Below are 25,944 nucleotides of genomic sequence, written 5' to 3' on the forward strand. Positions count from 1 at the left end.
TCCGTCAGCGCGCGGCGCCGTCTCAGGCGGCGCTGCGCAGCGACGAGGGCTTGATCGGGCGCGAGCCCGGACCGCCCACGTGCGAGAAGGGCTGCGTACGCCAGTCGAGCCCCTGCGGCAGCGTCAGAAGCAGCGCGGTGTCCTGCTCCTGAACCTCGAAGCCGTCGTCGGCGGGACGGGCGTCCGCGGCGGGCCGGCCCGTGCCGTCGCAGGTGGTCAGGCCGAACGGGTTCCACGGAGTGGGGCACTTGGCGTGCTGCGGCAGAACGTCCTCGTCAGCGAGCAGCGCGATGGGCTGCGCACAGTCCGGGCAGATCACCCGGTACATCTCGAACGTGTCGTACTCGTCCAGCTCGTCGGAACCGTCGAGGTGCTCCGGTTCGACGCCCTCCGGTTCGGCGGCGACCGGTGCCTGCTGCTTACCGCGGGCGCTGCGAACGGGGCGCTTGGGATTCTGCATGGGTACTCCCCCTGGGATGGGCCGACAAGGCGCTGCGGCCTCGACCACAGCAAGCACTTCCCGCCTGCTCGTGGCCCTAACCACGCCGCCGGCGAGGACACGGTTGCAGCGGTGTGGCGTTCGTCACAGAGGGGTGGAGAGGTTTCACCCGTCCCGGGCGTCCACGGCCCGGATCCGGCTCAGAGGCTGCCCATCACCGACGCGTACTGCTCCGCGCAGAAGGCGATGAAGCCCACGCAGAGAACGAAGAGACTGCCGATGGCGATCACGCTGGTACGTCGCATCGGTGGTGGCACCTGCCCGAAGTCGTGGTGTGCGCGCCCCGGCAGGGGGACGCGCTGCGAACACCCACCAGCGTCCGCCTCGTACGGGCGCCGCCGCCACGGCCGATCGCCCCCGGCGCGACGGGACCTTCGACGGTCCGTACCTCTGAAAGCCTCTGAAAGCCCGTACGGATCCCAGGTATCCCCGTCGATCACGGCACTGTAGGTTCTTGCGCCATGGAGGACCTCGACCGCCAGATCGTGCAGCTGCTCGTCAAGGACGGGCGGATGAGCTACACCGACCTGGGCAAGGCCACCGGCCTGTCCACGTCCGCCGTGCACCAGCGGGTGCGCCGGCTCGAACAGCGCGGTGTGATCCGCGGATACGCGGCCGTGGTCGACCCGGAGGCCGTGGGCCTGCCCCTGACCGCGTTCATCTCGGTCAAGCCCTTCGATCCGAGCGCCCCCGACGACATCGCCGAGCGCCTCGCCGGCGTCCCCGAGATCGAGGCCTGCCACAGCGTCGCGGGCGACGAGAACTACATCCTCAAGGTGCGCGTCTCCACCCCCCTCGAACTGGAGGACCTGCTCGGCCGGGTCCGCGCACTCGCCGGCGTCTCCACCCGTACGACGGTCTGCCTCTCCACGCCGTACGAGGCGCGTCCGCCGCGTATCTGACACTGTTCGGCCCCCGCGTCCGTATCGTCCGGTCCGAGGCGCGAGACTGTTCCCCATGAGCGAGACCAATCCCAGCGCCCCCGACCACCGCACCTACCTGCTGCGCGGCGGTGAGGTCCACAGCCCCGCCGACCCGTTCGCGACCGCCATGGTCGTCGAGCGCGGACAGATCGCGTGGGTCGGCTCGGAGGGCGCGGCCGACGCCTTCGCCGAAGGCGTGGACGAGGTGCGGGACCTCGAAGGGGCCCTGGTCGCCCCGGCGTTCACCGACGCCCATGTGCACACCACGTCCACCGGTCTCGCCCTCACGGGCCTCGAACTCTCGGACGTCCGCAGCCTGCGCGAGGCCCTCGACCGCGTACGGGAGTACGCGGCGAGCCGTCCCGGCGACCGGGTCCTGCTCGGCCACGGCTGGGACGCCGCACGCTGGCCCGAGCGCCGCGCCCCACACCGCACCGAGCTGGACGAGGCCACCGGCGGACGGCCGCTGTACCTGACCCGGATCGACGTGCACTCGGCCGTCGCCACCACCGCCCTGCTCGACCTCGTGCCGGGCGTGCGCGAGCTGCCCGGCTTCGCGGCCGACGCCCCGCTGACCAAGGACGCCCACCACGCCGTACGGCGGGCCGCGCACGAGGCGATCGCGCCCGTGCAGCGGGCCGAGGCCCAGCGCGCCGCACTGCGGCACGCGGCCTCCCTCGGCATCGGCTCGGTGCACGAGTGCGCCGGACCCGAGATCTCCTCCGAGGACGACCTCACGGGCCTGCTCGCGCTCGCCGCAGAGGAGCCCGGCCCGCGGGTGGTCGGCTACTGGGCCGAGGCCCTGGAATCGGCCGCCGGCGCCGACCGCATCCGCGATCTGGGTGCCCTGGGCGCGGCGGGCGACCTGTTCGTGGACGGCGCGCTCGGCTCGCACACCGCCTGTCTGCACGAGGCGTACGCGGACGCGGCCCACACGGGCACCTCCTTCCTCGACGAGGCCGCCGTGGCGGTCCACGTCATCGCCTGCACCGAGGCGGGCATCCAGGCCGGCTTCCACGCCATCGGCGACGCCGCGGTGAGCACCGTGGTCGCCGGTACGCGCATCGCCGCCGAGAAGCTGGGCCTGGGCCGGGTACGCGCCGGACGCCACCGCGTCGAGCACGCCGAGATGCTCACCCCCGAGACCATCGCGGCCTTCGCCGAACTCGGCCTGACCGCCTCCGTACAGCCCGCGTTCGACGCCCTGTGGGGCGGCGAGGACGGGATGTACGCCGAGCGGCTGGGCGCCGAGCGGGCCCGGACCCTCAACCCCTTCGCGGCGCTGCTGCGTTCCGGCGTCCCGCTGGCCTTCGGCTCGGACAGCCCGGTCACCCCGCTCGACCCCTGGGGCACGATTCGCGCCGCCGCCTTCCACCGCACGCCCGAGCACCGGGTGTCGGTGCGCGCCGCCTTCACCGCGCACACCCGCGGCGGCTGGCGGGCCGTCGGCCGGGACGACGCCGGCTCCCTGGTGCCGGGCGCGCCGGCCGACTACGCGATCTGGCAGACCGAGGAACTGATCGTGCAGGCCCCCGACGACCGCGTCGCCCGCTGGTCCACCGACCCGCGCTCCGGAACACCCGGACTGCCCGACCTGACGCCGGGCGCCGCGCTGCCGGTCTGCCTGGAGACCGTGGTGGCCGGCCGCACGGTGTACGTACGGCCTAACGAGTGACCGTGCGGAGTGGCGCGGCCCCGATCGGCGGCGGGGAGGCTGCCGCTCGGCCCCGTGATCACGGCGTTGAGCTGGGCCTACCGCGCAACGCCGCAGGTGAAACGTGTGTTGACAGACGGGCGCGTGGGACGGGTAGTTTCGGCCGGGTCCACCACAGGACGTCCGGCTGGGACACCTCCACGCAGTCGTCGAACGCAGCTGGGTCATGGGGGCGGAGTGTCGCACCGGCACACCGCCACTGGGAGCCAGGCCCAGCGTCCGCGCCTCGGGGGCGAACGCAGGTGCCGCCCCGCCGGATTGGTGCGACCCGGGTGGGGCCCGGACGCTCAGTAGACAACGGCTTTCGGTCGACCCGCAGCCAGCGGGTCCCAGGTCGGCCCGAAGGGCGCCGGGTCCTGTTCCCGCACCGTTCCCATCGCTTCGGCGACACCCTCGCCCCCGTCCCTGCAGGTCGGGTCGCGGGCAGCACTATGGTGGAGCATCCGCTTTTGGAATTAAGGGGCACGCAGTGATGGACGGCGCTCAGCGGGAGTACGGCCCGCTCGGCACAGCGTTGGTGATCATTCCGACGTACAACGAGGCCGAGAACATCAAGCCGATCGCGGCCCGCGTGCGCGCCGCGGTGCCCGATGCGCACATCCTCGTCGCCGACGACAACAGCCCCGACGGCACCGGCAAGCTCGCCGACGAGCTGGCCGCCGAGGACGACCACATCCACGTGCTGCACCGCAAGGGCAAGGAAGGCCTCGGCGCCGCGTATCTGGCGGGCTTCCGCTGGGGCATCGAGAACGGCTACGGCGTGCTCGTGGAGATGGACGCCGACGGCTCCCACAAGCCCGAGGAACTGCCCCGCCTGCTGACCGCGCTCAAGGGCGCCGACCTGGTGCTCGGTTCGCGCTGGGTGCCCGGCGGCCGGGTGGTCAACTGGCCCAAGTCCCGCGAGTTCATCTCCCGCGGCGGCTCCCTGTACTCGCGCCTGATGCTGGACGTGCCGATCCGCGATGTCACCGGCGGTTTCCGCGCGTTCCGCAAGGAGACCCTCGAAGGCCTCGGCCTGGACGACGTCGCCTCGCAGGGCTACTGCTTCCAGGTCGACCTCGCCCGGCGTGCGGTCAGGTCCGGCTTCCACGTGGTCGAGGTGCCCATCACCTTCGTCGAGCGCGAGCTGGGCGACTCCAAGATGAGCCGCGACATCCTGGTCGAGGCGCTGTGGCGGGTCACCGCCTGGGGCGTGACCGAGCGGACCGGCAAGGTTCTGGGGCGCGGCAAGTCCCGGTGACCCGCGCCGCCGGTTGTTGATCTCGCCCTTACGCCGTACGGACGCGGCAGACGGCACACTGGAGGCATGACGACGCCTCCGACAGCACGCCCCGCCGGACGCTCGAAGCGCCTGAGGTTTCTGCCGCTCGGGATCGCCGCCTGGCTGGTGCTCGAAATCTGGCTGCTCCTGCAGGTCGCCCAGGCGACCAGCGGCTTCGTGGTCTTCCTGCTGCTGCTCGCGGGCGTCGTGCTCGGCGCCTATGTGATCAAGCGGGCAGGACGCCGTGCCTTCCGCAGCCTGAGCGAGACCCTGCAGCAGGCCCAGACGGCCGCGGCCGCCGGCGAACCCGTGACCGCGCCCCAGACGCAGCAGAGCCGCGGCAATGGTCTGACGATGCTCGCCGGACTGCTGCTCATCATGCCCGGGCTGCTGTCCGACGCGATCGGTCTCGTCTGCCTGCTGCCGCCGGTCCGCAAGGCGGTCGCCAGGCGCGCCGAGAAGTCCTTCGAGAAGCGGCTGGCCGAGGCGGGCGCCGGCAGCTTCGAGAGCGCCTTCCAGCAGGCCCGTATCCACCGTCCCGACGGCAAGGTCGTCCAGGGCGAGGTCATTCGCGATGACGTGCCCGGCGAGCCCGGGCCGCGGCGCGACGACGGACCGTATCCGCCGATCACTTCCTGATCCCCGCACGGGCACGGGCGCGGTCCTTCGGGACCGAGCGCGAGCGCGTGCGCGGGCATGCGAAACCGGACCGGGGCGCGGACACATCAGTGTCCGCGCCCCGGTCCGGTTTCGCTTGTGCGTACCGCTTGGTTATGCCGTCTTACGGCTGTCGCGCGGGTGCACGGCGATGTTCATCGCCCCGGAGCGCAGGACGGCCAGGCGCTCGGCCAGGACCTCCTCCAGCTCCTCCCGCGTACGCCGCTCCATGAGCATGTCCCAGTGCGTTCGCGCGGGCTTGGCCTTCTTCTCCTCAGGGCCGTCGCCGTCCACCAGGAGTGCTTGGGCCCCGCAGACCTTGCACTCCCACTCCGCAGGGATCTCTGCCTCCACCGAGAACGGCATCTCAAATCGATGTCCGTTGTCGCATGCGTACTCCACCGCCTGGCGCGGAGCCAGGTCGATGCCGCGGTCGGTCTCGTAGCTGGTCACTACGAGTCGCGTACCGCGAAGAGCTCGCTCACTCATGAATCGTGCCTCCCGGGCTTGTCGCCCACAGGACAGGTGTCGCTGTCGTCGTCATCCGGTCAACGTCCGGTCGGCGGTAAAGATTCCCGTTCCGGGTCACGCGTCGCCGTCTTAGCCGCCCCTTGTTGTACCCACCCACGCCCGGTTTGTCACATCTGGCAGCAGATGTCACCCAACGCTTGAGTTTCTTTAGCGTGAAGGAACGGTACGCCTGGCAGGCCAAAGGCGTACACTACCGGCCTTTGTCACCCGGTGTTAAATCCGCCCCCCGCTTTTCGTGCTGCTCCTGCGCTTTTTTCCGATCCTTTAGATCCGCTCGGGCACCGGATTGCCCGCGGCCTCGACGGCCCGGCGCACCGGAACCCGTGCCAGGAGCAGGAATCCGAGCGCGAAGAAGACCACCAGCGAGACGATCGCGTCCCGGTAGCTGCCCGTCGCCTGGTACGTCAGGCCGAAGATCAGCGGGCCGAGCCAGCTGACTCCGCGGTCGCTCATCTCGTACGCCGAGAAGTACTCGGCCTCCTTGCCCCGCGGCACCAGATGCGAGAACAGGGACCTGGACAGGGCCTGGGTACCCCCGAGCACCAGGCCGATGCCCGCCGCGAGCACGAAAAACCAGACGGGTGCGCCGGCGGGCAGGAAGTAGCCCGCGGCCAGGATGAAGGTCCACACGACGAGCGAGGCGAGAATCGTCCGCTTGGCCCCGTACGTGCGGGCGAGCCGGCCCATGCCGAGCGCCCCGGCGACCGCGAGCACCTGGACCAGGAGCACCGCGACGATCAGGGTGGACTGCCCGAGGCCCAGCTCCTTCGAGCCGTAGACCGAAGCCTGGGAGATCACGGTCTGGACGCCGTCGTTGTAGACCAGATAGGCAAGGAGGAAGGCCAGGGTCAGCGGGTGGCGGCGCATGTGGCGCAAGGTCGCGCGCAGCTGGCGCCAGCCGCCGGCCGCCGCTTCCCGTTCGGACGGGTCCCTGCGCCGGTCGCGCAGCCTGCTCAGCGGTACGAGGGTGAACGCGCCCCACCACACACCGGCCGAGGCCAGACAGATCCGTACGGCGGTCGCCTCCGAGACGCCGAAGGAGTCATGGGCCGTGAACAGGATCAGGTTGAGGACGAGGACCAGGGCGCCCGAGGCGTAGCCGAAGGCCCAGCCGCGCGAGGAGACGGCGTCGCGTTCCTCGGGGGTGGAGATCTGCGGCAGATACGCGTTGTACAGAGACATCGACACGGCGAGCGAGGCGTTGGCGACCACGAGGAGAAGGCCGCCGAGCAGATAGCGGTCGCCGTCGAGCAGGAACATGGCCGCCGTGGCCGCCGCGCCAAGATAGGCGGCCGCCGCCAGGAAGGGCTTCTTGCGTCCGGTGCGGTCGGCGGCCGCGCCGACCAGCGGCATCACCAGGACCGCCACGATGATCGAAGCCGATACCGCGTACGGGAAGAAGGAGCCGGCCCGAACCGGGATGCCGAGGGGGTGGACGAAGCCGTCCGCGTCGGCCGCCGACTCCGCGATCTCCGTCAGATAGGGGCCGAGGAACACCGTGAGCACGCTGGTCGAGTAGACCGAGCAGGCCCAGTCGTAGAAGTACCAGCCGTGCTGTTCGCGTCGGCGCTGTGCGCCGTCGCTGCGTTCCGTGACGGTGTCCGCGGCCAACGCGCCCCCTCGTTCGTGCCGGTCGAGGCGGCGCTCAGGTCCAGGCCCCGCGCTCCTTGAGCACCTCGATCAGCGTCCCCGTGTGATCGGTCATGATGCCATCCACTCCCAGGTCCAGGAGTCGCTCCATGCGTGCCCGGTCGTTCACGGTCCACACGTGGACCTGGAGTCCGAGGGCGTGTGCGGTGCGGACGAAGCGGTGGTCGACCACGCGGATGCCCGACTGGGTCTCCGGCACCTGGGCCGCCACGGCCGAACGGCGCAGCCGGGCGGGAAGGCCGAGGGAGCGCAGGCGCAGGGCGAGCACCCCGTTGACGCCGAGCGAGGTGGCGAGCTGCGGGCCGCCGAGGAGCTGGGCGCGGGCGACGCGGGCCTCGGAGAACGAGCCCACGCAGATGCGGTCCCAGGTGTTGGTGCGGCTGATGAGGTCGATCAGCGGGACCAGGGCGGGTTCGGCCTTCACGTCCACGTTCCAGCGGGCGTCGGGGAATGCCTCGAGGAGGTCCTCGAAGAGCGGGACCGGCTCCTTGCCTGCCACGCGCGCCTGGCTCACCTCGGACCAGGTCAGATCGGCGATCCGGCCGCCCGCGTCCGTGACCCGGTCGAGGGTGGCGTCGTGGAAGGCGACGAGCCGGCCGTCGGCCGTGGTGTGCACATCCGTCTCGAGATACCGGTAGCCGTCGGCGACCGCGCTGCGGAACGCGGCTTCGGTGTTCTCCAGGCCGTCCGCCGCCCCGCCCCGGTGGGCGAAGGCGAGCGGTGCGGCCGCGTCGAGATAGGGGTGGCGTATCGGCGGGTTCGGGGAGGTCACGACCGCAGTATCGCGCGCTTTCGTGGCGCGGCGGCGACCACCCGGCTGCTGGGCTCCAGCCCCGGGATGGCGAAGAAGCGCAGGAAGAACTGGGCGAGCGGGCCGATTGCCAGTGCGTACGCCACCGTGCCGATGCCGACCGTGCCGCCGAGCAGGAAGCCGGTGGCGACCACGGCGATCTCGACGCAGGTACGGGAGAGGCGGATCGACCAGCCGGTGGCCTGGTTGAGTCCGGTCATCAGGCCGTCGCGCGGGCCGGGGCCGAAGCGGGCCGAGATGTAGAGGCCGGTGGCCACGCCGTTCAGGACGATGCCGCCGACGAGGGCGGCGATCCGCAGCGGCCAGCCGTGCGCGTCCGGTACGAGGGCGAGCGTGCCGTCCATGGCGAGCCCCACCACGAACACGTTCGAGACGGTGCCGAGCCCTGGCCGCTGCCTCAGCGGGATCCACAGCAGGAGCACGGCCGCGCCGACGATGATCGACACGACGCCGATGGTCAGTCCGGTCTTCTCGGCCAGGCCCTGGTGCAGGACGTTCCACGGCTCCAGGCCGAGGCCCGAGCGGAGCAGAAGCGCCGAGCTGGCGCCGTACAGCGTGAGACCCGCATAGAGCTGTACGAGGCGGCGGGTCAGATGAGTGCCGCGCTGCAAGGTGTCCCCCTCGGTGTTCAGGTGGCTACTGGCCGTCGTGTGGCCCCCGCTCCGAGGGACAGTGGCCTCAACTGGCTGACACATGACACTCTGTGGCTTGTCGAGAGAGGCCCGATAGGGCCAATTCGGGGAAGGTGGACTGGTTTCATGGCGCAGTGGACTTCGGCGGTGGGCTCGACACAGCTCGCCCGCCTGATCACCTCCCAGCAGGCGCGCCCCGCCGGCCCCGGTACCCGCCGCCCGCCCGCCTACCGTGCGCTCGCCGATGGCGTGCGCACCCTCGTGCTCGAAGGGCGGGTGCCGGTCGCGGCGCGGCTGCCCGCCGAGCGCGAACTGGCCCTGGCGCTGAACGTCAGCCGTACGACGGTGGCCGCCGCCTACGAGGCGCTGCGCACCGAGGGGTTCCTCGAATCCCGCAGGGGAGCGGGGAGTTGGACCGCCGTGCCGGCCGGCAATCCGTTGCCCGCACGCGGTCTGGAGCCGCTGCCGCCCGAGGCGCTCGGCTCGATGATCGACCTCGGCTGCGCGGCGCTGCCGGCCCCCGAGCCGTGGCTGACCCGGAGCGTGCAGGGCGCCCTGGAGGAGCTTCCGCCGTACGCCCACACGCACGGCGACTATCCGGCGGGCCTGCCCGCGCTGCGGCAGATGATCGCCGACCGGTACACCGAGCGCGGCATCCCGACCATGCCCGAACAGATCATGGTCACCACCGGCGCCATGGGCGCCATCGACGCGATCTGCCATCTCTTCGCCGGACGCGGCGAGCGGATCGCTGTCGAGTCGCCCTCGTACGCGAACATCCTGCAGCTGATGCGCGAGGCCGGCGCACGCCTGGTGCCGATCGCCATGGGGGAGGGGCTCAGCGGCTGGGACGTGGAGCGCTGGCGTCAGGTCCTGCGGGAGTCGGCGCCCCGCCTCGCCTACGTGGTGGCCGACTTCCACAATCCGACGGGAGCGCTGCCGGACGACGATCAGCGGCGCGCCCTGGTCGATGCCGCGCGCTCCGCGGGGACCGTGCTCGTGGTGGACGAGACGATGAGCGAACTGTGGCTGGAGCCCGGCTTCGAGATGCCGCGCCCGGTCTGCTCGTTCGACCCGGCGGGCTCGTCCGTGATCACGGTGGGTTCGGCCAGCAAGGCGTTCTGGGCCGGGATGCGGATCGGGTGGGTGCGGGCGGCGCCCGACGTCATCCGCAGCCTGGTCGCGGCCCGCGCGTACGCGGATCTCGGGACGCCGGTGGTGGAACAGCTGGCCGTGAACTGGCTGATGAGCACCGGGGGTTGGGAGGAGGCCGTCGCGCTGCGCCGCACCCAGGCCTTGGAGAACCGGGACGCCCTGGTGGCGGCGGTCCGCCGCGAGCTGCCCACCTGGGAGTTCGAGGTGCCGAAGGGCGGTCTGACCCTGTGGGTGCGCGCGGGCGGTCTGTCCGGGTCGCGGCTCGCCGAGGTCGGCGAGCGGGTCGGTGTGCGGGTGCCGTCGGGGCCGCGGTTCGGTGTGGACGGTGCCTTCGAAGGGTTCGTACGCCTGCCGTTCACCGTGGGCGGCGCACTGGCCGAGGAAGCCGCAGTGCGGCTGGCCGCGGCTGCCCGGCTCGTCGAAGGAGGAGCCGGGGGCAGCGCGCAGCAGCCGCACATGTTCGTGGCTTAGAGCCGTGAGTGCCTAGGCGTTGGAGGGGCTGAGCGTGTCGTCCTCGGTGGCGACGCGCTCCGGCAGCAGGTCGAGTACCGCGCGCCGGTGGGTGTCGCTGGTCGCGTCGTCGTACGGGTCCGGGGTGGCCGGCACCTGCAGACGGTGGACCGGACCCGTGCCCATCCGGGCGTAGCCGCGCCCGGGCGGGACGTCCGGGGTGGGCGTGGTGTGCGGCGATGCGCCGAGGACCGCCTCGATCTGCTCGGCGGGCGCGGCCCCGAGCACCACGCGGGCCCGGGTGTGCTGGCGCACCGGATCGATGAGGGCGTCCATGGTGTCGAACTGGTCGGCGACGACCACCGTGACACTGGCGGCGCGCCCGTGCCGCAGCGGCACCTGGAGCAGCGCCTGCGGGTCGTCGCGCCCGTCCGCGGCGGCCAGGTGTCCGAGGATGCTGGGGCGGTCGAGCAGGATCCACAGCGGACGGCGGGTGTCCTCGGGCGCCGGCTGACCGGCCTGCCGGGCGCGGTTCGCGGCGATCAGGCGGCGCTCGGTCTCGTGGGCCGCCCACTCCAGACACGCCGCGGCGCCCGCGAGCCCGCACTCGACGCCGAGCACACCGCGACGCCCGGTCAGGCAGGCGTACTCGCCCGTGCCGCTGCCCTCGACGACGAGGATGTCGCCGTACTGGAGGGCCTGCAGCGCGATCGAGCGCATCAGGGTCGTGGTGCCGCTGCCGGGCTGGCCGACGATCAGGAGGTGCGGTTCGGTCGAGCGGGGTCCGGTGCGCCAGACCACCGGCGGCACATCGCGCTGCTCGCCGCCGTCGAGGACGGGGAGCGTGCGCTGGACGGCCGTCTCGTCCGTGAAGCCGAGGACGGTCTCGCCGGGGGTGGTGACGAAGCGCTGGGCGGAGATGTCGGTGGGCAGCGGCGGCAGCACATGGACGGTGAGCTCGTTGCCCTCCTCGTCCCACTCGAAGTGGTACTCGCGGCCGCGGCCGGACTTGGCGTGAAGGACCTGCTCGATACGGGCCCGGGACGAGGCCTCGCCGTCGGTGAAATACGCGGGATAGCGCAGGACGAGCCGGCTGATACGGCCGTTGTCGTCGAACTCGTGCGCCGTGAACGTCTTGTCCCACTCGCCGCCGTGCGCGTAGAGCGGGCTCGGGTCGTCGGGCACCGAGAAGTACGGAACCAGCGCCTCGTAGAGCGTGTGCAGGCGCTGGAGCTGGTTCTCGTCCGGGCCGGTCTGCACCGGGGTGCGGTCACGGCCGGTCCATGCCGCTGCCGCCATCAGGGAGATCAGGGCGAGCAGCGGCCCGTACGGGATGAGGACGACCACGAGCAGGCAGGACGCCACCAGGAACAGGACGGGTCCACGGCGGTCCTTGGGGGTCTCGGTCCATTTGCGCCGCCCTGCGGAGGCGAGGCGGCGCAGTCCCCGAGTGATGGTGATCAACGGATGGAGTACGTCGGTGGCGCTGTCGGCTGCCGTTCTGGCCATTTCCCGGCTTCGCGTGAGAGATGCGGAACCGGTGGTCAGAATGCGCGGGAGTGGTCGCCTGGCCACGTCGTACTCCTGGAGTTGTGATCCGTCGGGTGGAGAGCGTCAGAACTTGATGCCGCCCAGGAGGCTGGCCAGGCTCGCTCCGCCGGCCTTGATGCTCGGGGCGATGGCGGTGCCCGCGAGATAGAAGCCGAAGAGCGCGCAGACCAGCGCGTGGGAGGCCTTGAGGCCGTCCTTGCGGAAGAAGAGGAAGACGATGATTCCCAGCAGCACTACACCCGAGATGGACAAAATCATGAGAGTTCTCCTGGTAGAGGGGACAGTCACCATGAGTTCTTCCAGGCTCACAGCATGTATCCATACGACAAAAGGTGCAACCGGGTGAAATTCGGCTAATTCCCCTCGTATGGGCGCAAGCTGCTGAGCCGGCCGGGCGGGTGTCGGGCCGCAAGGAGGCCCTAGGCGATCTTTGCCTCGGGCGGGGGCGCTCATGTGCCGTGACGGGCAGTACGCTGTCGATTCACTCGTACGGCCGACGTGGGCGTACGCAGGGCTTTTGTTCTCATTGATCACTCAGCGAAAGGTCTGGCCGATGACGGAAGCACCCGATCCGGAGGTCGTGGAGCTCGCCACGAAGATCTTCGATCTGGCGCGCCAGGGCGAGACCGAGACCCTTGCCGCCTATGTGGACGCCGGTGTGCCGGTGAACCTCACGAACGACCGCGGCGACTCCCTGGTGATGCTCGCCGCGTATCACGGGCACGCCGCCGCGGTGCGTGCGCTGCTCGAGCGCGGCGCGGACGCGGACCGGGCCAACGACCGGGGGCAGACGCCGCTCGCGGGCGCCGTGTTCAAGGGCGAGGACGAAGTGATCAAGGTGCTGCTCGGCGGGGGCGCCGATCCGGCCGCGGGGACGCCGTCGGCGGTGGACACGGCGCGGATGTTCGGCAAGACCGACCTCTTGGAGTTGTTCGGCGCCGGGTAGTTCCGGGCTTCACGGGGGTATGCGGGGGGTCAGCGGAAATCTGGTCGACCCAGCCGAAGCGGCTGGGTCATCATGACGTCGTGATGCACGGACACGACTGCTGGGCAGACGCCCCAGCGCGCGCACCGTGACCGGCCCATCCCCGGGCCGCCGACCGAGAGGCAGAGGAAGATGGCTTTCAGCAAGCAGATGACGACGGCCAGCCGCACGTGTTGTTGCGCCGGCAGGTAGTGCACAAACACCCCCTGTTGCGTCGACAGCTTGATGTGAGGCTCCTTCCATGTTCGACACGGTCATAGCGCCCAGCGGTACGCTGCTCGGCCTTCTCCAGCGAGGTCGCGGCGACGGTACGCTGCACGCGCTCACCGCCCCCCGCGAGCAGGCGCTCGCGGCCCTGAACCAATGTGTGCTGAGCGATCCACGCCACGACTGGCAGGTGGAGAACCGCTCGCTCTACTACGCGCGGCTCTACCTCGACCTGGGCGGCTCGCTCGAGCAGATCGCACAGCATCTGTTCTGCGCCGAGGACGTGCTCGACGGCGACGAGACCCGTACCGGTCTCGCCCTCTCCGTGCTCGGCCATCTCACGTCGTACGGGCGTGACGACGCGCTCATGCTCCTTCGCCGCTATGCCGCCGAGGGCTCCAACTGGGCCTGGGCGCTGGACGAACTGGCCCTGCGCGACGACGACTCCGGCCTGCGCGCCCTGGCCGAACCCGTGCTCGCCCGCTTCCCGCGGACCGCGGAAGGGGACACCGAGCTGTCGGCCGCCGTGCGCGACGCATACGAGCCCAGGCCCTGGCGGCTGTGGGCCGAGGACCCCCGTGAGTTCATCGGTGCCCGGGTGCGCGCCGCAGGCGAGCGCGGCTCCTTCGACCAGTGGCAACGGCAGATGAGGCCGTCGGGGCCGCGTCCCGGATGGAGCGTCGACGCCGTGTTCGCCTGGGCCGAGGAGGCCATGGAGCGCGGCGCCGGACGGCATGTGCCGGCCGCACGCTGCCTGACCGCCGTGGCCGGACCCGAGGATCTGCCCGAGATCATCTCCGCGGCGCGCTCAGGGTCCGACGGGGCGCGCTGCACCGCGTTGCGCTACCTGGCCGACGCGCAGGATCCCGTCGTGCTCGATCTGGTGGAGGCCGCGCTCGCCGACGGCTCACCGGCCGTCGTCGAGGCAGCGCTCGATGCTTTCGAGCGGATGACCGGCGACCACGCCCTCGACCGGGCCCGCGGCTGGGCCCAGCGGCCCGATGCGCTGGGGGCCGCGGCCGGACGGGTGCTGGCCTGCAGAGGCGGCGCCCAGGACGCCGCCCTTGTGCTCGGCGCGCTGCGCGAGGCCGTGCGGACCGAGGGGCCCGACGCGCCGACCCTGTGGACCCTCGTGGACGGCACGGGACGGCTCGGCATCGCGTGTGCCGCGCCCGTGCTGCGGCACATCTATCGCGAGACCGCCTCGTCCCATCTGCGGGGGCGCGCCGCCAATGCGCTCGCCGCCACCGATCCCTCCTTCGCCGCCGGCTTCGCGGTGGAGTGCCTGTGGGACTGCGAGGAGAACACGCGGGAGCTCGCCGCACGGCGGGCCGAGACCGCGGACAGCCGGGTCGTGGAGCAGCTCCGCCGCCTCGCCGCCGATCCGGCGGAGGAGGCCGAGATGGAGACGGTGGTGCGGAGCCGGATCGGGCCCGACGCCTAGAGCCGGATCGGCCGCGAGGCCTGCGGCACGATCGGCCCCCGCGCCTGGAGCCGGATCGCCCCCGGCGCCAGGAGTCGCGACGTACGGCAGGCCGCCGGGGACGGGATCCTCGGCGGGGCGGTGGGAACGCTCATGGGACGTTCCCCCGCCCGAAAGATCCACGTTGACGTGGCCACGCCGCGGCTGACGACAACAGCGGTATGCGTGTCGTCATCGTCACCGAATCCTTTCCCCCCGACGTCAACGGCGTGGCGCACTGCGCCCTGCAGACCGCCCGCCATCTCGTACGGCGCGGACACGACCCCCTGGTCGTCGCGCCCGACCACCGGCTTCCCCTCGCGGACAGCGACGCGCCGTGCCCCGTGGTGCGCGTCCCCTCGATGCCGCTGCCCGGCTATCCGCAGGTGAGAGTGGCGCTGCCGAGCCGGCGCGGCATGGCGGCGCTGGTCTCCCACCGGGCCGAACTCGTCCATCTGGCAAGCCCGTTCGTGCTCGGGGTGCGCGCGATGGCGGCCGCGTCCCGGCTCGACATCCCCGCCGTCGCCGTCTACCAGACCGATCTGGCCGGCTATGCCCGTACGTACGTGGGCGCGGGCGAAGCCGCCGCATGGCGGCGCATCCGGGCCGTGCACAAAGCGGCCGACCGCACCCTCGCGCCGTCCGGTACGGCGCTGCGGGACCTGGTCGCGCACGGCGTGCCGCGGGTGGCGCTGTGGCCGCGCGGGGTCGACACCGCGCGCTTCGATCCGGCGCTGCGCGACGAGGAGCTGCGCCGCAGGTACGCGCCGAACGGCGAGCTGATCGTCGGCTACGTGGGGCGGCTCGCGCCCGAGAAACAGGTCGGCCTCCTCGCCGAGGTCTGCCGGATGGACGGCGTCCGCGTGCTCGTCACGGGCGACGGACCGAGCGAGCCCGCGCTGCGGGCGGCGCTGCCCGGCGCGCACTTCCTCGGCCGGCGAACGGGCGATGAACTCGCCCGGATCTTCGCCTCGTTGGACCTCTTCGTACACACCGGGCCGTACGAGACCTTCTGCCAGACGGTCCAGGAGGCCATGGCCAGCGGGGTGCCCGTGATCGCCCCCGCGGCGGGCGGCCCGCTCGACCTGGTGGCGCACGGCAGGACCGGGCTGCTCGTGCCGCCGGGCGATGCGGCCGGGTTCCGGGAGGCGGTGTGGGCGCTCGCGGCGGATCCCGGGCGGCGGGCCGCGTACGGCCGAGCAGGCCGCACCATGGTCCGCGGACGCACCTGGGAGGCCGTCGGCGACCAGCTGCTCGGGCACTACGCCGAGGTGCTCGGCGCGCGAGCGGCGGTGGCGGCATGAGCGCCCCGGCGTCCGCGGGGCTGCGGATCGTCCGTATGGCGAACTTCGTGGCGCCCGCCTCCGGTGGATTGCGTACGGCGCTACGGGAGTTGGGCGCCGGATACCTCGCCGCGGGCCATGAGCCCGTCCTGATCGTGCCCGGGGAGCGCGCCGCGGACCGGATGACCGGGCAGGGGCGGGTGATCACCGTGCCCGGTCCAGTGGTGCCCGGCACCGGCGGCTATCGCGTGCTGACCGACCGCCGGGCGCTCGCCTCGCTCCTGGAGAGGCTCGGGCCCGACCGGCTCGAGGTGTCCGACCGCACCACCTTGCGCTGGACGGGCGAGTGGGCACGGCGTGCCCGTGTGCCCGCCGTCATGGTCTCGCACGAGACGGCGGACGGGGTGCTGCGCACCTGGGGCCTGCCCGAGCCCGCCGCACGGCGGGCCGCGGACCGGCTCAACCGCCGTACCGCGTACGCCTATTCACGCGTGGTGTGCACCACCGAGTGGGCCGAGCGCGAGTTCGTACGGATCAGGGCGCGCAATGTCGTACGGGCGCCGCTCGGCGTGGATCTCGACCGCTGCCGGCCCGGGCTGCGGGACCAGGGGCTGCGGAACCGGCTGGCGCGCGAGGACGAGGTGCTGCTGGTGCTCTGCTCGCGGCTCTCGGTGGAGAAGCGGCCGGGGACGGCGATCGAGGCGGTACGGGTGCTGCGCGGGCGGGGCGTTCCGGTACGGCTGGTGGTGGCGGGGGACGGGCCGCTGCGGGCGCGCCTCGAAGGGCGGGCGCGGTCCCTTCCGGTGCGGTTCCTCGGACATGTCGCCGACCGGGGGCGGTTGGCCGCTCTGCAGGCCACGGCCGATCTGTGTCTGGCGCCCGGACCCGCGGAGACCTTCGGGCTCGCCGCGCTGGAGGCGCTGGCGTGCGGGACGCCCGTGGTGGCGAGTGCGTCGTCCGCGTTGCCGGAGGTGCTCGGGTCCGCGGGGGCGGTGGCGCTCGACGACGGTGCGTCCTTCGCCGATGCCGTACAGCTGTTGCTCGACCGGCCGGAGCGGCTGCGGCGGGCGGCGGCCCGGGCGCGGGCCGAGTGCTTCGGGTGGGACCGGGCGGTGCGGGCCTTCCTGGCGGCTCATGAGGCGCCGGTGCTGCGGGCGCCGGTACGGGAGGTGGCGTCGTGAGCGCGGTGGGGGCGCTGAGGTTCGCCGCGCTCGGGGACTCGCTGACCGAAGGGGTGGGGGACCCCGCCGGGGACGGATGGCGGGGGTGGGCCGCACTGCTCGCGCCCGCGCTCGGTGGCGGCGGACGGGCCGTGGAGTTCCGAAACTTCGCGGTCAGCGGCTCCCAGACGCGGGACGTCCTGGAACGGCAGACACCGCAGGCCGTGGCCTTCGCGCCCGATGTGGTGTCGGTGGTCGTGGGGGTCAACGACACGCTGCGGCGGACCTTCGACGTGCGGGGTGTGGCGTCCCGACTCGACGCCGTGTACGGGGAGTTCACCTCGCGCGGTGCGCTGCTCCTCACCGCGTGTCTGCCCGATCCCGGTGCCATGCTCGGGCTGCCCGCGGTGCTCGCCCGGCCGCTGGCCCGGCGGCAGCGGGCGGTCAATGCGCTGGTGCATGCGCTGTCGGAGCGGTACGGGGCGGTGCATCTGCATGCGGCGCACGACGGGTGGGTGAGCGACCGGTCGCTGTGGAGTGCGGACCGGCTGCACCCGGGGGAGCGGGGGCATCGGGTGTTCGCCGCCCGGTTCCATGAGTTGTTGTCCGACGCGGGGGTCTCGGTGGGGGCGCCTCCTTCGGTCGAGCCCGAGCGGGGGCCGGTGCCGCGGGCGGCGAGTGTGTGGTGGCTCGCGACGGCAGGGACGGGGTGGGTGGTGCGGCGGTGCGGGGATCTGGTGCCGCAGCTCTTGGGGCTGGCGGTGGAGGAGGTCCGGTACGGGGTGCGGGGGGCTTCGGCCGTGCTGGATGGGCGGGCCGAGCGGGTGGTGGCGGGGGTGTTGGGGTCGTTGGTGGGGGCAGGGGCGCCTGCGGCGGGCTGAGTTCCCCTACCCGCCCCTTCCCGAAACCGGGGGCTTCGCCCCCGGACCCCCTTCATCCGAACTTCGTTCGGATCGCCTCAAACGCCGGCGGGGCTGGGTTGGGGCTGAATCAACGAACCGCACCGGAGTTCCCGGTGTGGCCTGAGCCGCTGACGGGAGGTCGCGAGGGTGGACCACCGCCACGACCGGGTAACCGCCCGTCGTCGGGTGGTCGGCGAGGAAGATGACCGGGCGGCCGTTCGGGGGGACCTGGACGGCGCCCAGGACCAGTCCCTCGCTGGGGAGTTCGTGCGGGATCGCGCGGTCCAGACGGGGGCCCTCCGTGCGCAGGCCGATGCGGTTGCTCGTGGTGGAGACGTGGAAGGTGCGCGTGGTGAGGGTGCGCAGGGCGGTGGGGGTGAACCAGTCGTGGCGGGGGCCGAGCGTGATCCGCAGCACCAGTTCGCCGGGCGGCGCGGGCTGAGGGCCCATGTCCACCGGGGCGTACAGGGAGTGCGCGGGACCGAGCGGCAGGACCGTGCCGTCCGTGAGCGGGGGCGGGCCGAGGCCTGAGAGGAGGTCCGTGGCGCGGCTGCCCAGGACCGGGTCCACGTCCAGGCCGCCGGAGACCGCGACGTACGACCGTACGCCCGAAGTGGCCGTACCGACGTCGAGCAGCGCGCCCGCGGGGACGCGGACCGGGGCGCCCCAGGCGGCGGGCCGGCCGTCCACCGTGACGGGGCAGGGCGCGCCCGTGACCGCGATCGTCACGGCGCAACGGGGGCGCAGGGCCACGCCGTTGAGGGTGGTCTCCAGGAGTGCGGAGCCGGGTGCGTTGCCGACGAGGCGGTTGGCGAGGAGGCCCGCGGGCGCGTCGAGCATGCCCGAAGGCGGTACGCCGAGGTGGGCGTGGCCGGGGCGGCCGCGGTCCTGGACCGTGGTGAGCGCTCCGGCCCGTACGACGACGAGGGCGCGGTCGGTCACGGCGCGCTCCCGGGGGTGCGGTCGGTCGTCGTGCGTCGCCGGCGACGGGCGTGCGCCGCGGTCGCGGCCGAGGGGGCGTCCGCGGTCATGCCGCCTCCCCGATGACGCGGAACCGTACGCGCGCGCCCGGCGACAGGAGCGCGGCCGGTGTCCGGGTGTCGTCCCACAGGATCGCGTCCGTGCTGCCGATGAGCTGCCAGCCGCCGGGGGAGGAGCGGGGGTAGACCCCGGTGTACGGGCCGGCCAGGGCCACCGCGCCGGCCGGGACCGCCGCGCGGGGAGTCGCGCGGCGCGGTACCGCGTACCGCTCCGGCAGGCCCGTGAGATAGCCGAAGCCGGGGGCGAACCCGCAGAAGGCGACGCGGAATTCGAGGGAGGAGTGGATACGGGCAGCCTCCGCGGTGGAGACGCTCCAGAGGGCGGCGACCTCGGGCAGGTCCGGTCCGTCGTAGCGCACGGGAAGTTCGATCACCTCGTGGGTGGCTGCAGGCACGGGCGGTACGTCGAGTGCGGCGAGGCGTGCCGCGACCTCGGCGCGGGGTTCGCTCAGGCCGTCCAGGAGCACGGTGCGGGCGGCGGGGACGAGTTCGCGTACCGCCGGGAAACCGCCCTGTGCGCGCAGCCGTACCAACTCCGCGTGCAGGGCCTGGGCTTCGGTGCCGTCCGCGAGTTCGACGAGCAAGGCGTCGTGTCCGACGGGGAGGATGCGTCGAGTCGAGGCCGGGGAGTGCGCCCCGGCCGTGGAGTGGCCGCTCATGCGAACGCCGCCACCCTGATGCCGCTCTCGAGCAGGCGCGCGCGGACCCGCCGCGCGAGCTCCACCGCCCCCGGCGTATCGCCGTGCAGGCACAGCGAGCGCGCCTGCACCGCGACCCGCCGGCCGTCGAGCGAGGTCACCTCCGCGTCCCGGGCGATACCGAGGGAGCGCTCGACGACGGCCGACGGGTCGGTGACGACCGCGCCCTCGCGGGCACGGGGCACCAGCGTGCCCTCGTCCGTGTAGGCGCGGTCCGCGAACGCCTCGGCGACCACCGGCAGTCCGGCCTTCGCGGCGACCTCCAGGAAGCGCGAACCCGGTAGACCGAGCACCGGGAGCCCGCCGGCGAGGAGCACGCCGTCGACCACCGCACCGGCCTGCTCCTCGTCGTGGACGATGCGGTTGTAGAGGGCACCGTGCGGCTTCACATAGGCCACGCCCGCGCCGGCCGCGCGGGCGAACACCTCCAACGCGCCGATCTGATACGCGACTTCGGCGGCCAGCTCCGCGGCCGGCACGTCCATCGCGCGCCGCCCGAAGCCGGCCAGATCGCGGTACGAGACCTGTGCGCCGATCCGCACCCCGCGCTCGACCGCGAGATCGCAGACCCGCCGCATGGTGGCCGCGTCGCCCGCGTGGAAGCCGCAGGCGACGTTGGCGCTGGTGACGACCGAGAGCAGGTGCTCGTCCTCGGTCAGCCGCCAGCGCCCGAACCCTTCGCCGAGATCGGCGTTGAGATCGATCACAGGGGTCATGATCACTTCGGTCATGTGCTTGCTTTCCGGCTTTCCTTGCAGGGAGCGGGTGTTCGGATCACGCGGTGGATGGGTGTGCACATCGCGGGTCAGGCGGGTGTTCAGATGACGCGGTAGGTGTCGTCACGGACATCCGTGATGAGCATCCGGCCCGGTGCGTGGGTGATTGCGAACGGCGGCCGTGACGCCATGACCGCCGCCTGCGGGGTCACCCCGCAGCCCCAGAACACCGGGATCTCGTCGGGCCCGATGTCCACGGGATCCCCGAAGTCCGGGCGGCCGAGGTCCGCGATGCCCAGCACCGAGGGGTCGCCGCAGTGCACCGGACTGCCGTGCACCGCGGGTAACAGGGCCGACTCGCGGATGGCGGTGGCAAGCCGCTCCGGCGGGACCGGACGCATCGACACCACCATCCGCCCGTGCAGCCGTCCCGCGCTGCGGCAGGGGCGGTCGGTGAGGTACATCGGCACGTTCCTGCCCTGCTCGACATGGCGCATCGGGACGCCCGCGGCGGTGAGCGCGGCCTCGAAGGTGAAGCTGCACCCGATGAGGAACGTCACCAGGTCGTCGCGCCACCAGCCGGTCACCTCGGCCGGCTCGTCGGTCAACTCGCCGTCCTGCCACACCCGGTAGCGCGGCAGATCGGTGCGCAGATCCGCGCCGGGCGCCAGGCGGGTGCGCCAGTCGCCGGCGTCGGTGACGTCGAGCACCGGGCAGGGCTTGGGGTTGCGCTGGCAGAACAGGAGCATGTCGTACGCCCAGTCGGCGGGCACGGCGATCAGGTTGGCCTGGGTGTGGCCGGGCGCCCAGCCCGCCGTCGGTGCGTCGCCGCCCGCGCGGAAGTGGGCGCGGGCGGCGCGCGGCTTGCGCCGGTGGGTCGGCAACTGCGGTGCTGCGTACGGCAGTACGGGCCCGGTCATGTCAGCTCCTTGCCGCGGGTCTCGGGCAGCCCGAACAGCGCGACGACCGCGATCCCGTAGGCGAGAGCCCCGAAGATCAGCGCGCCGCCGACGCCCCAACTGTCCGACAGGAAGCCGACCAGGGTCGGGAAGACGGCGCCCACGCCGCGTCCGGTGTTGTACGTGAAGCCCTGGCCGGTGCCGCGTACGGCCGTCGGATAGAGCTCGGCGAGGAAGGAGCCGAAGCCGCTGAAGATCGCCGACATGCAGAAGCCGAGCGGGAAACTCACCAGGAGCAGCAGCCCGTTGGAGCCTTCAGGGATGGAGCCGAAGGCGAGGATGCACAGCGCGGACAGGACGGCGAAGAGTGCGATGTTGCGTTTGCGGCCCAGGACGTCGGTGAGATAGCCGCCGGTCAGATAGCCGATGAACGCGCCGGAGATGAGGACCGCGAGATAGCCGCCGGTGCCGACGACCGTCAGACCGCGCTCGGTCTTGAGGAAGGTGGGCACCCAGGTGGCCAGGGTGTAGTAGCCGCCCTGCACGCCCGTCGAGAGCAGACCGGCGAAGAGGGTGGTGCGCAGCAGGCCCGGCTTGAAAATGGCGGTGAAACTGCCCTTGTCGGGGCTCTTCCTGCGCGCTTCGGCGGCCTCGGGGGCGTCCTGCACATTGCGCCGTACGTAGAGGACGAGCAGTGCGGGCAGCGCGCCGGTCCAGAACATCACGCGCCAGGCGGTGTCGTGGTCGAGGAACTGGAAGACCAGCGTGTAGACGATCACGGCAAGGCCCCAGCCGGCGGCCCAGGCGCTCTGGATGGCGCCGAGGGTGCGTCCGCGGTGCTTGGCGCTCGCGTACTCGGCGACGAGGATCGCGCCGACGGCCCACTCGCCGCCGAAGCCGAGGCCCTGCAGGGCGCGGAAGACGAGCAGCGTCTCGTAGTTGGGGGCGAAGCCGCAGGCCACGGTGAAGACGGCGTACGTCATGACCGTGACGATCAGTGCCTGCACGCGGCCTATGCGGTCGGCGAGCACTCCGGCGAGCGCGCCGCCCACGGCCGAGACGACCAGAGTGACGGTGGTGAAGAGTCCGGTCTGTCCGTTGTCGAGGCCGAAGTAGGCCGCGATGGCGACCATGCTCAGCGGCAGCGTGAAGTAGTCGTAGCTGTCCAGGGCATAGCCGCCGAACGCGCCGCCGAAGGCGCGCCGGCCGCGCGGTCCGAGGGCCTTGAACCAGGCCAACGGGCCTTGTTCATCGATGGGTTGGGGGACGGCGGCCGGCGGGGCGGCGGTCACGTCGCGGGAGGGTGGGGTCACGGTCATCCGGGCACCTCGCTGTCGGTGGAGGGAAGGAGCGTGCCTGTGCGGGGAGTGATGCCGGTGCTGCGGTGTGCGGGTGCATGTCACCGTAGAGGATTGTTCAACAATCCCTCAATACCCATAGTGGAAGGTTCCTGGATTCTGCGATTGAATCCAGGCCATGAACGGACTCGTGGACGACCGTGCGCTGTTGGGCCGCACCAGCACCGCGGAGCGGGTCGCCGACATCCTGCGCGGGCGGATCGCGGACGGTTACTTCCCGCCCGGCGAGCGGCTCTCCGAGGAGGCCATCGGCGCGGCCCTGAAGGTCTCGCGCAACACGCTGCGCGAGGCGTTCCGGCTGCTCACGCATGAACGGCTGCTCGTCCACGAACTCAACCGCGGCGTCTTCGTGCGGGTCCTGACCGTCGAGGACGTCGAGGACATCTACCGCACCCGCCAGCTCGTGGAATGCGCGGTCGTGCGCGGGCTCGGCAAGCCCCCGTACGCCCTTGACGGGCTCCGCGGCGCCGTCGAGGAGGGGCGGCGGGCGGCCGAGGCCGAGGACTGGGCGGGCGTCGGAACGGCCAACATCCGTTTCCACGGCGAACTCGTCGCCCTGGCGGGCAGCGAGCGCACCGACGAACTCATGCGCAGCGTCTTCGCCGAACTGCGCCTGGCCTTCCACCTCGTCGACGATCCGCACCGCCTGCACGAGCCGTATCTCTCCCGCAACGCCGAGCTGCTCGGGACGCTGGAGGAGGGCGGCCGGGCGGCGGCGGAGAAGATGCTCGCGGGGTATCTCGACGACTCCCGCAAGCGGGTCGTGGCCGCGTATGCGGGGCGGCTCGCGGGCGTCGAGGGCGATCCCGGAGTGTGAGTCACGGCACACCTGCGGGCGGCGTCAACCCGGCGGGCGGCGGGTGACGCAACCGGTAGGACAAGCACCCCCAACTGCGCCGTTTCGGTCGATGTCAGTGTGAGCGCCTAACCTCTACGTCGTGACTGCTCCTGCCCCGGCGAAGATCCATCCGTCCCCGGCACCGGGCCCGGCCGCCGACGAGGGCCTGGCGCGGCGCCTGCGCGCGCTCGCGTGCACGGCACCGCTGCACGACCTCGATGTGCGCAAGGCCAATCTCGCCGGTGAGTACACGGTGTACGCGATGGCCGAGGTCGCGCTCTCGGCGATCGACCTCGTCACGCTGAACATGGACTTCGACACCGGAGCCGACCACGAGCAGATCGTGGCCCGGCTCATCCCGCGCGTCGCCGCCCAGGCCCCGCAGCGCCCGCTCGCCGAGCACGAGCGGGTGGCGCGCTGGGTCCTGGAGAACCTGATCAACGTCGGCAGCGTGGACCGCGGCTTCCGCGCGGTGTACGGCACCTTCGCGCCCGACGGCAGCTATGTGCGCCGCGACTATGACTTCAAGCTGCTCGAAGAGGTCCCCGGGTACGGCGGCGGTGTCTATCTCCGTACGACGGACGAAGCCGTCAATGTCCTGGTCGGCGCCCTCGACACCGACGTCACCAGCGCGCAGATCGCCGCCGAGGTGAAGCTGGAGGTCCTGATCAGCCGCGGCCGGCTCGCCGACGCGCAGCTCGCCGCCGAGCAGGCGCGCTACCGGACCGTGCAGTACTCGGAGACGCTGCGCCGGGCGCTGGACGCCACGCGGCGCAATGTGCGCGCGGTCGACTGGCTGGAAGCCGTCCCCGACATGATCGCCGAGGCGCTCGACCATGTCGCGGACCGCTATCGGCATGAGAACGCGATCCTGACCAACATCCGCAAGGCCCGCGACGAGGCCGAGGACCACGAGCACAAGCGGCGGGCCGCCGAGCTCGTCGACATCGTCAAGGACTGCATCCGCCGGCACACCCAGCTCCAGTCGCGGCTCCTCGAAGCGGGACCGCTGTTCCGCGCCGAGCAGGACCGCCAGGCCTTCGCGCCGCCGTCCGGCCGGGTCGGGCTCGATCTGTACGGACAGCTCGTGGCGCCCCTGCTGCCGCTGCCCGTCGAGCAGGCGATCCGGGTGACCGACGCCTTCTTCGCCCGCGGCACAGGTCTTCGCACCCCCACCTCCGTACGGGTCGGGGATCTCGTCGACATACTGCTGACCCCGCCCCAGGAGCGGGAGCACCTGGGCGCCGAGATGCCCGAGCCCGACCTGATCGCCACGCCGGACGACAGCCGCTTCAGCGAGGAGCAGCTCGCCCAGGCCATGGAGCTGCTCGACCTGGAGCACGAAGCGCCGCGCCGGCTGTCCGGGCTGCTCGCGGACGCGCGCCGAATCGACCCCGAACTGCCCTATCTGGTCGCCCTGTTGGCCGTGCACGCGGCGAGCCCGCCGGTCGGCACCGCCTATCGCCAGGGCGAGCAGAAGCTTCTGTTCGCCGTGGACGACGGCACGGAGCTCGACGATCCAGAGTTCGGCGGCGCCGACCTCATCGTGGGCACCGCGCTGCTCGACGCGGTCGGGATGGCCGCGGCCAGGACGGAGGCGGCGTGATCCCCGTATACGCACTGCATTTCAGTACCCCTCGCGACAAGGAGCCCCGCCCGTGAGCGACAAGGACGCCGAGACCGGCGCCTGGGGCGAGCCCGAAGCCCGCCCCGCCGCACCCGCGCCGGTCACGCCCGCCGACGCGGCCGATGCCGCCCGTCTGGTCTCCTTCGGCCTGCAGCCGAAGCTGCTGCCCGCCAGGGACGCCGAATACGGCGAGCTGCTTCGCCGCTACCGCGAGGACCCGCCCTTCGCGCGGCTCGCCGACGCCGTGGCCAGCGGCCTCGGCCTGGTGGTCCTCGAGGTGTCCCCGCGCGCGGGCATGGCGGTGACGGCCGCCGAGGACTCGCTGTTCGCCGTGCGCATGGGCGACTACGCGCGCCGGGCCTCCTCCGACGCCGGCGACCGCTTCCTGCACGGGCTCGCCCACCTCGCCATCGCCGCCCTCGCCTTCCCGCGTCCCGAGGACCTGGCCGACGACGGGTACATCGGGCGGATCACGGTCAATGGCGTGGACGCCTTCGTGCGGCAGGCCTGCCAGCGCCTCGAAGAGCGAGCGGAGGAAGCGGGCGAGAACACCGACCCCGCGTCGGACGCCCCCGGCCTGGAATCCGCCTGGCGGATCTGGGCGCGGCGCAGCTCCACCGGAGCCACCAAGGACGCCCGGCGCCTCGCCGGTTCGACCACCGGCATCGTCTCCAAGGCGGCCGCGTTCCTCACCGACTCCGGGTTCCTGCAGCGCACCGGCGACGACTCCGGAGGCACGTATCGCACGACGCCTCGTTATCAGCTGCAGGTGCGCGACATGGCAGGCTCCGCCGCCATGGCCGAGCTGCTCGACCTCGGGGTGGTCCCCGTGAGCGACGGCTCCGCGAGCCTGCTGCCGCCCACCGACGACAAGGAGATGGAGCTGGTGGCGGGGGCGGGACTCCCGTTCCACGCCGACGGCTCCTGACCGAACT

26 protein-coding genes are annotated in these 25,944 nt (G+C 72.3%); 13 read left to right on the forward strand and 13 right to left on the reverse strand.

The features are described from left to right. Positions 1 to 22: 22 nt before the first annotated feature. A complete protein-coding gene (locus tag H9Y04_RS38865) occupies positions 23 to 460 on the reverse strand; it encodes a protein kinase family protein (RefSeq protein WP_187818938.1) in 438 nt (145 codons plus the stop codon). 500 nt (positions 461 to 960) lie between these two features. Here H9Y04_RS38865 and H9Y04_RS38870 point away from each other — a divergent pair, with 500 nt between their 5' ends. The 4 genes from H9Y04_RS38870 to fxsA all read left to right on the forward strand — a co-directional run bounded on the left by H9Y04_RS38870 (position 961) and on the right by fxsA (position 5,036). Beyond that, a complete protein-coding gene (locus H9Y04_RS38870; protein WP_052577377.1) occupies positions 961 to 1,401 on the forward strand; it encodes an Lrp/AsnC family transcriptional regulator in 441 nt (146 codons plus the stop codon). A gap of 55 nt (positions 1,402 to 1,456) precedes the next feature. Then, positions 1,457 to 3,097 (forward strand): amidohydrolase, encoded by a 1,641-nt coding sequence (locus H9Y04_RS38875; RefSeq protein ID WP_187818939.1) that lies wholly within the window; start codon positions 1,457 to 1,459, stop codon positions 3,095 to 3,097. 511 nt (positions 3,098 to 3,608) lie between these two features. After that, on the forward strand, positions 3,609 to 4,376 hold the full coding sequence (locus H9Y04_RS38880; protein ID WP_187818940.1) for a polyprenol monophosphomannose synthase: 768 nt from the start codon (positions 3,609 to 3,611) through the stop codon (positions 4,374 to 4,376). Between the two features lie 66 nt (positions 4,377 to 4,442). Continuing rightward, positions 4,443 to 5,036, forward strand: coding sequence for an FxsA family membrane protein (gene fxsA / locus H9Y04_RS38885; RefSeq protein ID WP_187818941.1), 594 nt, complete (start codon positions 4,443 to 4,445; stop codon positions 5,034 to 5,036). Positions 5,037 to 5,168: 132 nt separating this feature from the next. Here fxsA and H9Y04_RS38890 read toward each other — a convergent pair whose 3' ends face one another. The 4 genes from H9Y04_RS38890 to yczE all read right to left on the reverse strand — a co-directional run bounded on the left by H9Y04_RS38890 (position 5,169) and on the right by yczE (position 8,657). Then, complete coding sequence (locus H9Y04_RS38890; RefSeq protein ID WP_165333861.1) at positions 5,169 to 5,543, reverse strand: RNA polymerase-binding protein RbpA; 375 nt, start codon at positions 5,541 to 5,543, stop codon at positions 5,169 to 5,171. Positions 5,544 to 5,849: 306 nt separating this feature from the next. Further along, a complete protein-coding gene (locus H9Y04_RS38895) occupies positions 5,850 to 7,196 on the reverse strand; it encodes an MFS transporter (RefSeq protein ID WP_187818942.1) in 1,347 nt (448 codons plus the stop codon). A 34-nt stretch (positions 7,197 to 7,230) separates the two neighbouring features. After that, entirely contained in the window at positions 7,231 to 8,007 is a 777-nt protein-coding gene (locus H9Y04_RS38900; RefSeq protein WP_187818943.1) for a glycerophosphodiester phosphodiesterase family protein, read from the reverse strand. Beyond that, complete coding sequence (yczE, locus tag H9Y04_RS38905; RefSeq protein WP_187818944.1) at positions 8,004 to 8,657, reverse strand: membrane protein YczE; 654 nt, start codon at positions 8,655 to 8,657, stop codon at positions 8,004 to 8,006. Before yczE ends, H9Y04_RS38900 begins: the two co-directional genes overlap by 4 nt. Positions 8,658 to 8,804: 147 nt before the next feature. Between yczE and H9Y04_RS38910 the strand changes: the two genes are divergently transcribed. Next, positions 8,805 to 10,304, forward strand: a complete 1,500-nt coding sequence (locus H9Y04_RS38910; protein WP_187818945.1) for an SCO1417 family PLP biosynthesis transcription factor — start codon at positions 8,805 to 8,807, stop codon at positions 10,302 to 10,304. 12 nt (positions 10,305 to 10,316) lie between these two features. Here H9Y04_RS38910 and H9Y04_RS38915 read toward each other — a convergent pair whose 3' ends face one another. Together H9Y04_RS38915 and H9Y04_RS38920 are read right to left on the reverse strand one after the other, a co-directional pair. Then, positions 10,317 to 11,858 (reverse strand): ATP-binding protein, encoded by a 1,542-nt coding sequence (locus H9Y04_RS38915; RefSeq protein WP_187818946.1) that lies wholly within the window; start codon positions 11,856 to 11,858, stop codon positions 10,317 to 10,319. Between the two features lie 39 nt (positions 11,859 to 11,897). Further along, positions 11,898 to 12,092 (reverse strand): hypothetical protein, encoded by a 195-nt coding sequence (locus tag H9Y04_RS38920; RefSeq protein ID WP_018534760.1) that lies wholly within the window; start codon positions 12,090 to 12,092, stop codon positions 11,898 to 11,900. Between the two features lie 295 nt (positions 12,093 to 12,387). Between H9Y04_RS38920 and H9Y04_RS38925 the strand changes: the two genes are divergently transcribed. Together H9Y04_RS38925 and H9Y04_RS38930 are read left to right on the forward strand one after the other, a co-directional pair. Next, on the forward strand, positions 12,388 to 12,780 hold the full coding sequence (locus H9Y04_RS38925) for an ankyrin repeat domain-containing protein (RefSeq protein ID WP_187818947.1): 393 nt from the start codon (positions 12,388 to 12,390) through the stop codon (positions 12,778 to 12,780). 280 nt (positions 12,781 to 13,060) lie between these two features. Then, positions 13,061 to 14,470, forward strand: coding sequence for a HEAT repeat domain-containing protein (locus H9Y04_RS38930; RefSeq protein ID WP_187818948.1), 1,410 nt, complete (start codon positions 13,061 to 13,063; stop codon positions 14,468 to 14,470). On the opposite strand, the gene H9Y04_RS38935 is transcribed toward H9Y04_RS38930, so the two are convergent. Next, positions 14,467 to 14,604: a hypothetical protein gene (locus tag H9Y04_RS38935; protein ID WP_187818949.1), complete on the reverse strand. Its 138-nt coding sequence runs from the start codon at positions 14,602 to 14,604 to the stop codon at positions 14,467 to 14,469. The genes H9Y04_RS38930 and H9Y04_RS38935 overlap by 4 nt on opposite strands. Positions 14,605 to 14,670: 66 nt before the next feature. Between H9Y04_RS38935 and H9Y04_RS38940 the strand changes: the two genes are divergently transcribed. Genes H9Y04_RS38940 through H9Y04_RS38950 form a run of 3 tightly spaced genes read left to right on the forward strand, consistent with a single transcriptional unit; the run spans position 14,671 to position 17,812 of the window. Further along, entirely contained in the window at positions 14,671 to 15,792 is a 1,122-nt protein-coding gene (locus tag H9Y04_RS38940) for a glycosyltransferase family 4 protein (RefSeq protein WP_187818950.1), read from the forward strand. Next, positions 15,789 to 16,952: a glycosyltransferase gene (locus tag H9Y04_RS38945; protein ID WP_187818951.1), complete on the forward strand. Its 1,164-nt coding sequence runs from the start codon at positions 15,789 to 15,791 to the stop codon at positions 16,950 to 16,952. The genes H9Y04_RS38940 and H9Y04_RS38945 overlap by 4 nt, the downstream gene beginning before the upstream one ends. A gap of 5 nt (positions 16,953 to 16,957) precedes the next feature. Continuing rightward, positions 16,958 to 17,812 carry an SGNH/GDSL hydrolase family protein gene (locus H9Y04_RS38950; RefSeq protein WP_187818995.1) on the forward strand — a complete coding sequence of 285 codons (855 nt, stop codon included), beginning with the start codon at positions 16,958 to 16,960 and terminating at the stop codon, positions 17,810 to 17,812. A gap of 6 nt (positions 17,813 to 17,818) precedes the next feature. On the opposite strand, the gene H9Y04_RS38955 is transcribed toward H9Y04_RS38950, so the two are convergent. From H9Y04_RS38955 to H9Y04_RS38975, 5 genes are all read right to left on the reverse strand, one after another. After that, the gene (locus tag H9Y04_RS38955; protein ID WP_187818952.1) at positions 17,819 to 18,775 is read right to left on the reverse strand and encodes a 5-oxoprolinase subunit C family protein; all 957 of its coding nucleotides are present in this window, start codon (positions 18,773 to 18,775) and stop codon (positions 17,819 to 17,821) included. Between the two features lie 85 nt (positions 18,776 to 18,860). Next, positions 18,861 to 19,532 (reverse strand): 5-oxoprolinase subunit B family protein, encoded by a 672-nt coding sequence (locus H9Y04_RS38960; protein WP_187818953.1) that lies wholly within the window; start codon positions 19,530 to 19,532, stop codon positions 18,861 to 18,863. After that, a complete protein-coding gene (locus tag H9Y04_RS38965) occupies positions 19,529 to 20,302 on the reverse strand; it encodes a LamB/YcsF family protein (RefSeq protein WP_438818206.1) in 774 nt (257 codons plus the stop codon). The genes H9Y04_RS38960 and H9Y04_RS38965 overlap by 4 nt, the downstream gene beginning before the upstream one ends. Positions 20,303 to 20,388: 86 nt before the next feature. After that, a complete protein-coding gene (locus H9Y04_RS38970) occupies positions 20,389 to 21,207 on the reverse strand; it encodes a putative hydro-lyase (RefSeq protein WP_187818954.1) in 819 nt (272 codons plus the stop codon). Next, complete coding sequence (locus H9Y04_RS38975) at positions 21,204 to 22,505, reverse strand: MFS transporter (RefSeq protein WP_187818955.1); 1,302 nt, start codon at positions 22,503 to 22,505, stop codon at positions 21,204 to 21,206. The genes H9Y04_RS38970 and H9Y04_RS38975 overlap by 4 nt, the downstream gene beginning before the upstream one ends. Before the next feature lie 157 nt (positions 22,506 to 22,662). Between H9Y04_RS38975 and H9Y04_RS38980 the strand changes: the two genes are divergently transcribed. The 3 genes from H9Y04_RS38980 (at position 22,663) to H9Y04_RS38990 (ending at position 25,937) form a co-directional block, all read left to right on the forward strand. Next, the gene (locus H9Y04_RS38980; RefSeq protein WP_187818956.1) at positions 22,663 to 23,361 is read left to right on the forward strand and encodes a GntR family transcriptional regulator; all 699 of its coding nucleotides are present in this window, start codon (positions 22,663 to 22,665) and stop codon (positions 23,359 to 23,361) included. Between the two features lie 121 nt (positions 23,362 to 23,482). Then, entirely contained in the window at positions 23,483 to 24,988 is a 1,506-nt protein-coding gene (locus tag H9Y04_RS38985) for a hypothetical protein (RefSeq protein WP_187818957.1), read from the forward strand. 52 nt (positions 24,989 to 25,040) lie between these two features. Then, positions 25,041 to 25,937, forward strand: coding sequence for a hypothetical protein (locus tag H9Y04_RS38990; RefSeq protein WP_187818958.1), 897 nt, complete (start codon positions 25,041 to 25,043; stop codon positions 25,935 to 25,937). Positions 25,938 to 25,944 lie beyond the last annotated feature (7 nt).

It is taken from the genome of Streptomyces polyasparticus (assembly GCF_014493765.1).
Taxonomy (GTDB): Bacteria; Actinomycetota; Actinomycetes; order Streptomycetales; family Streptomycetaceae; genus Streptomyces; species Streptomyces polyasparticus.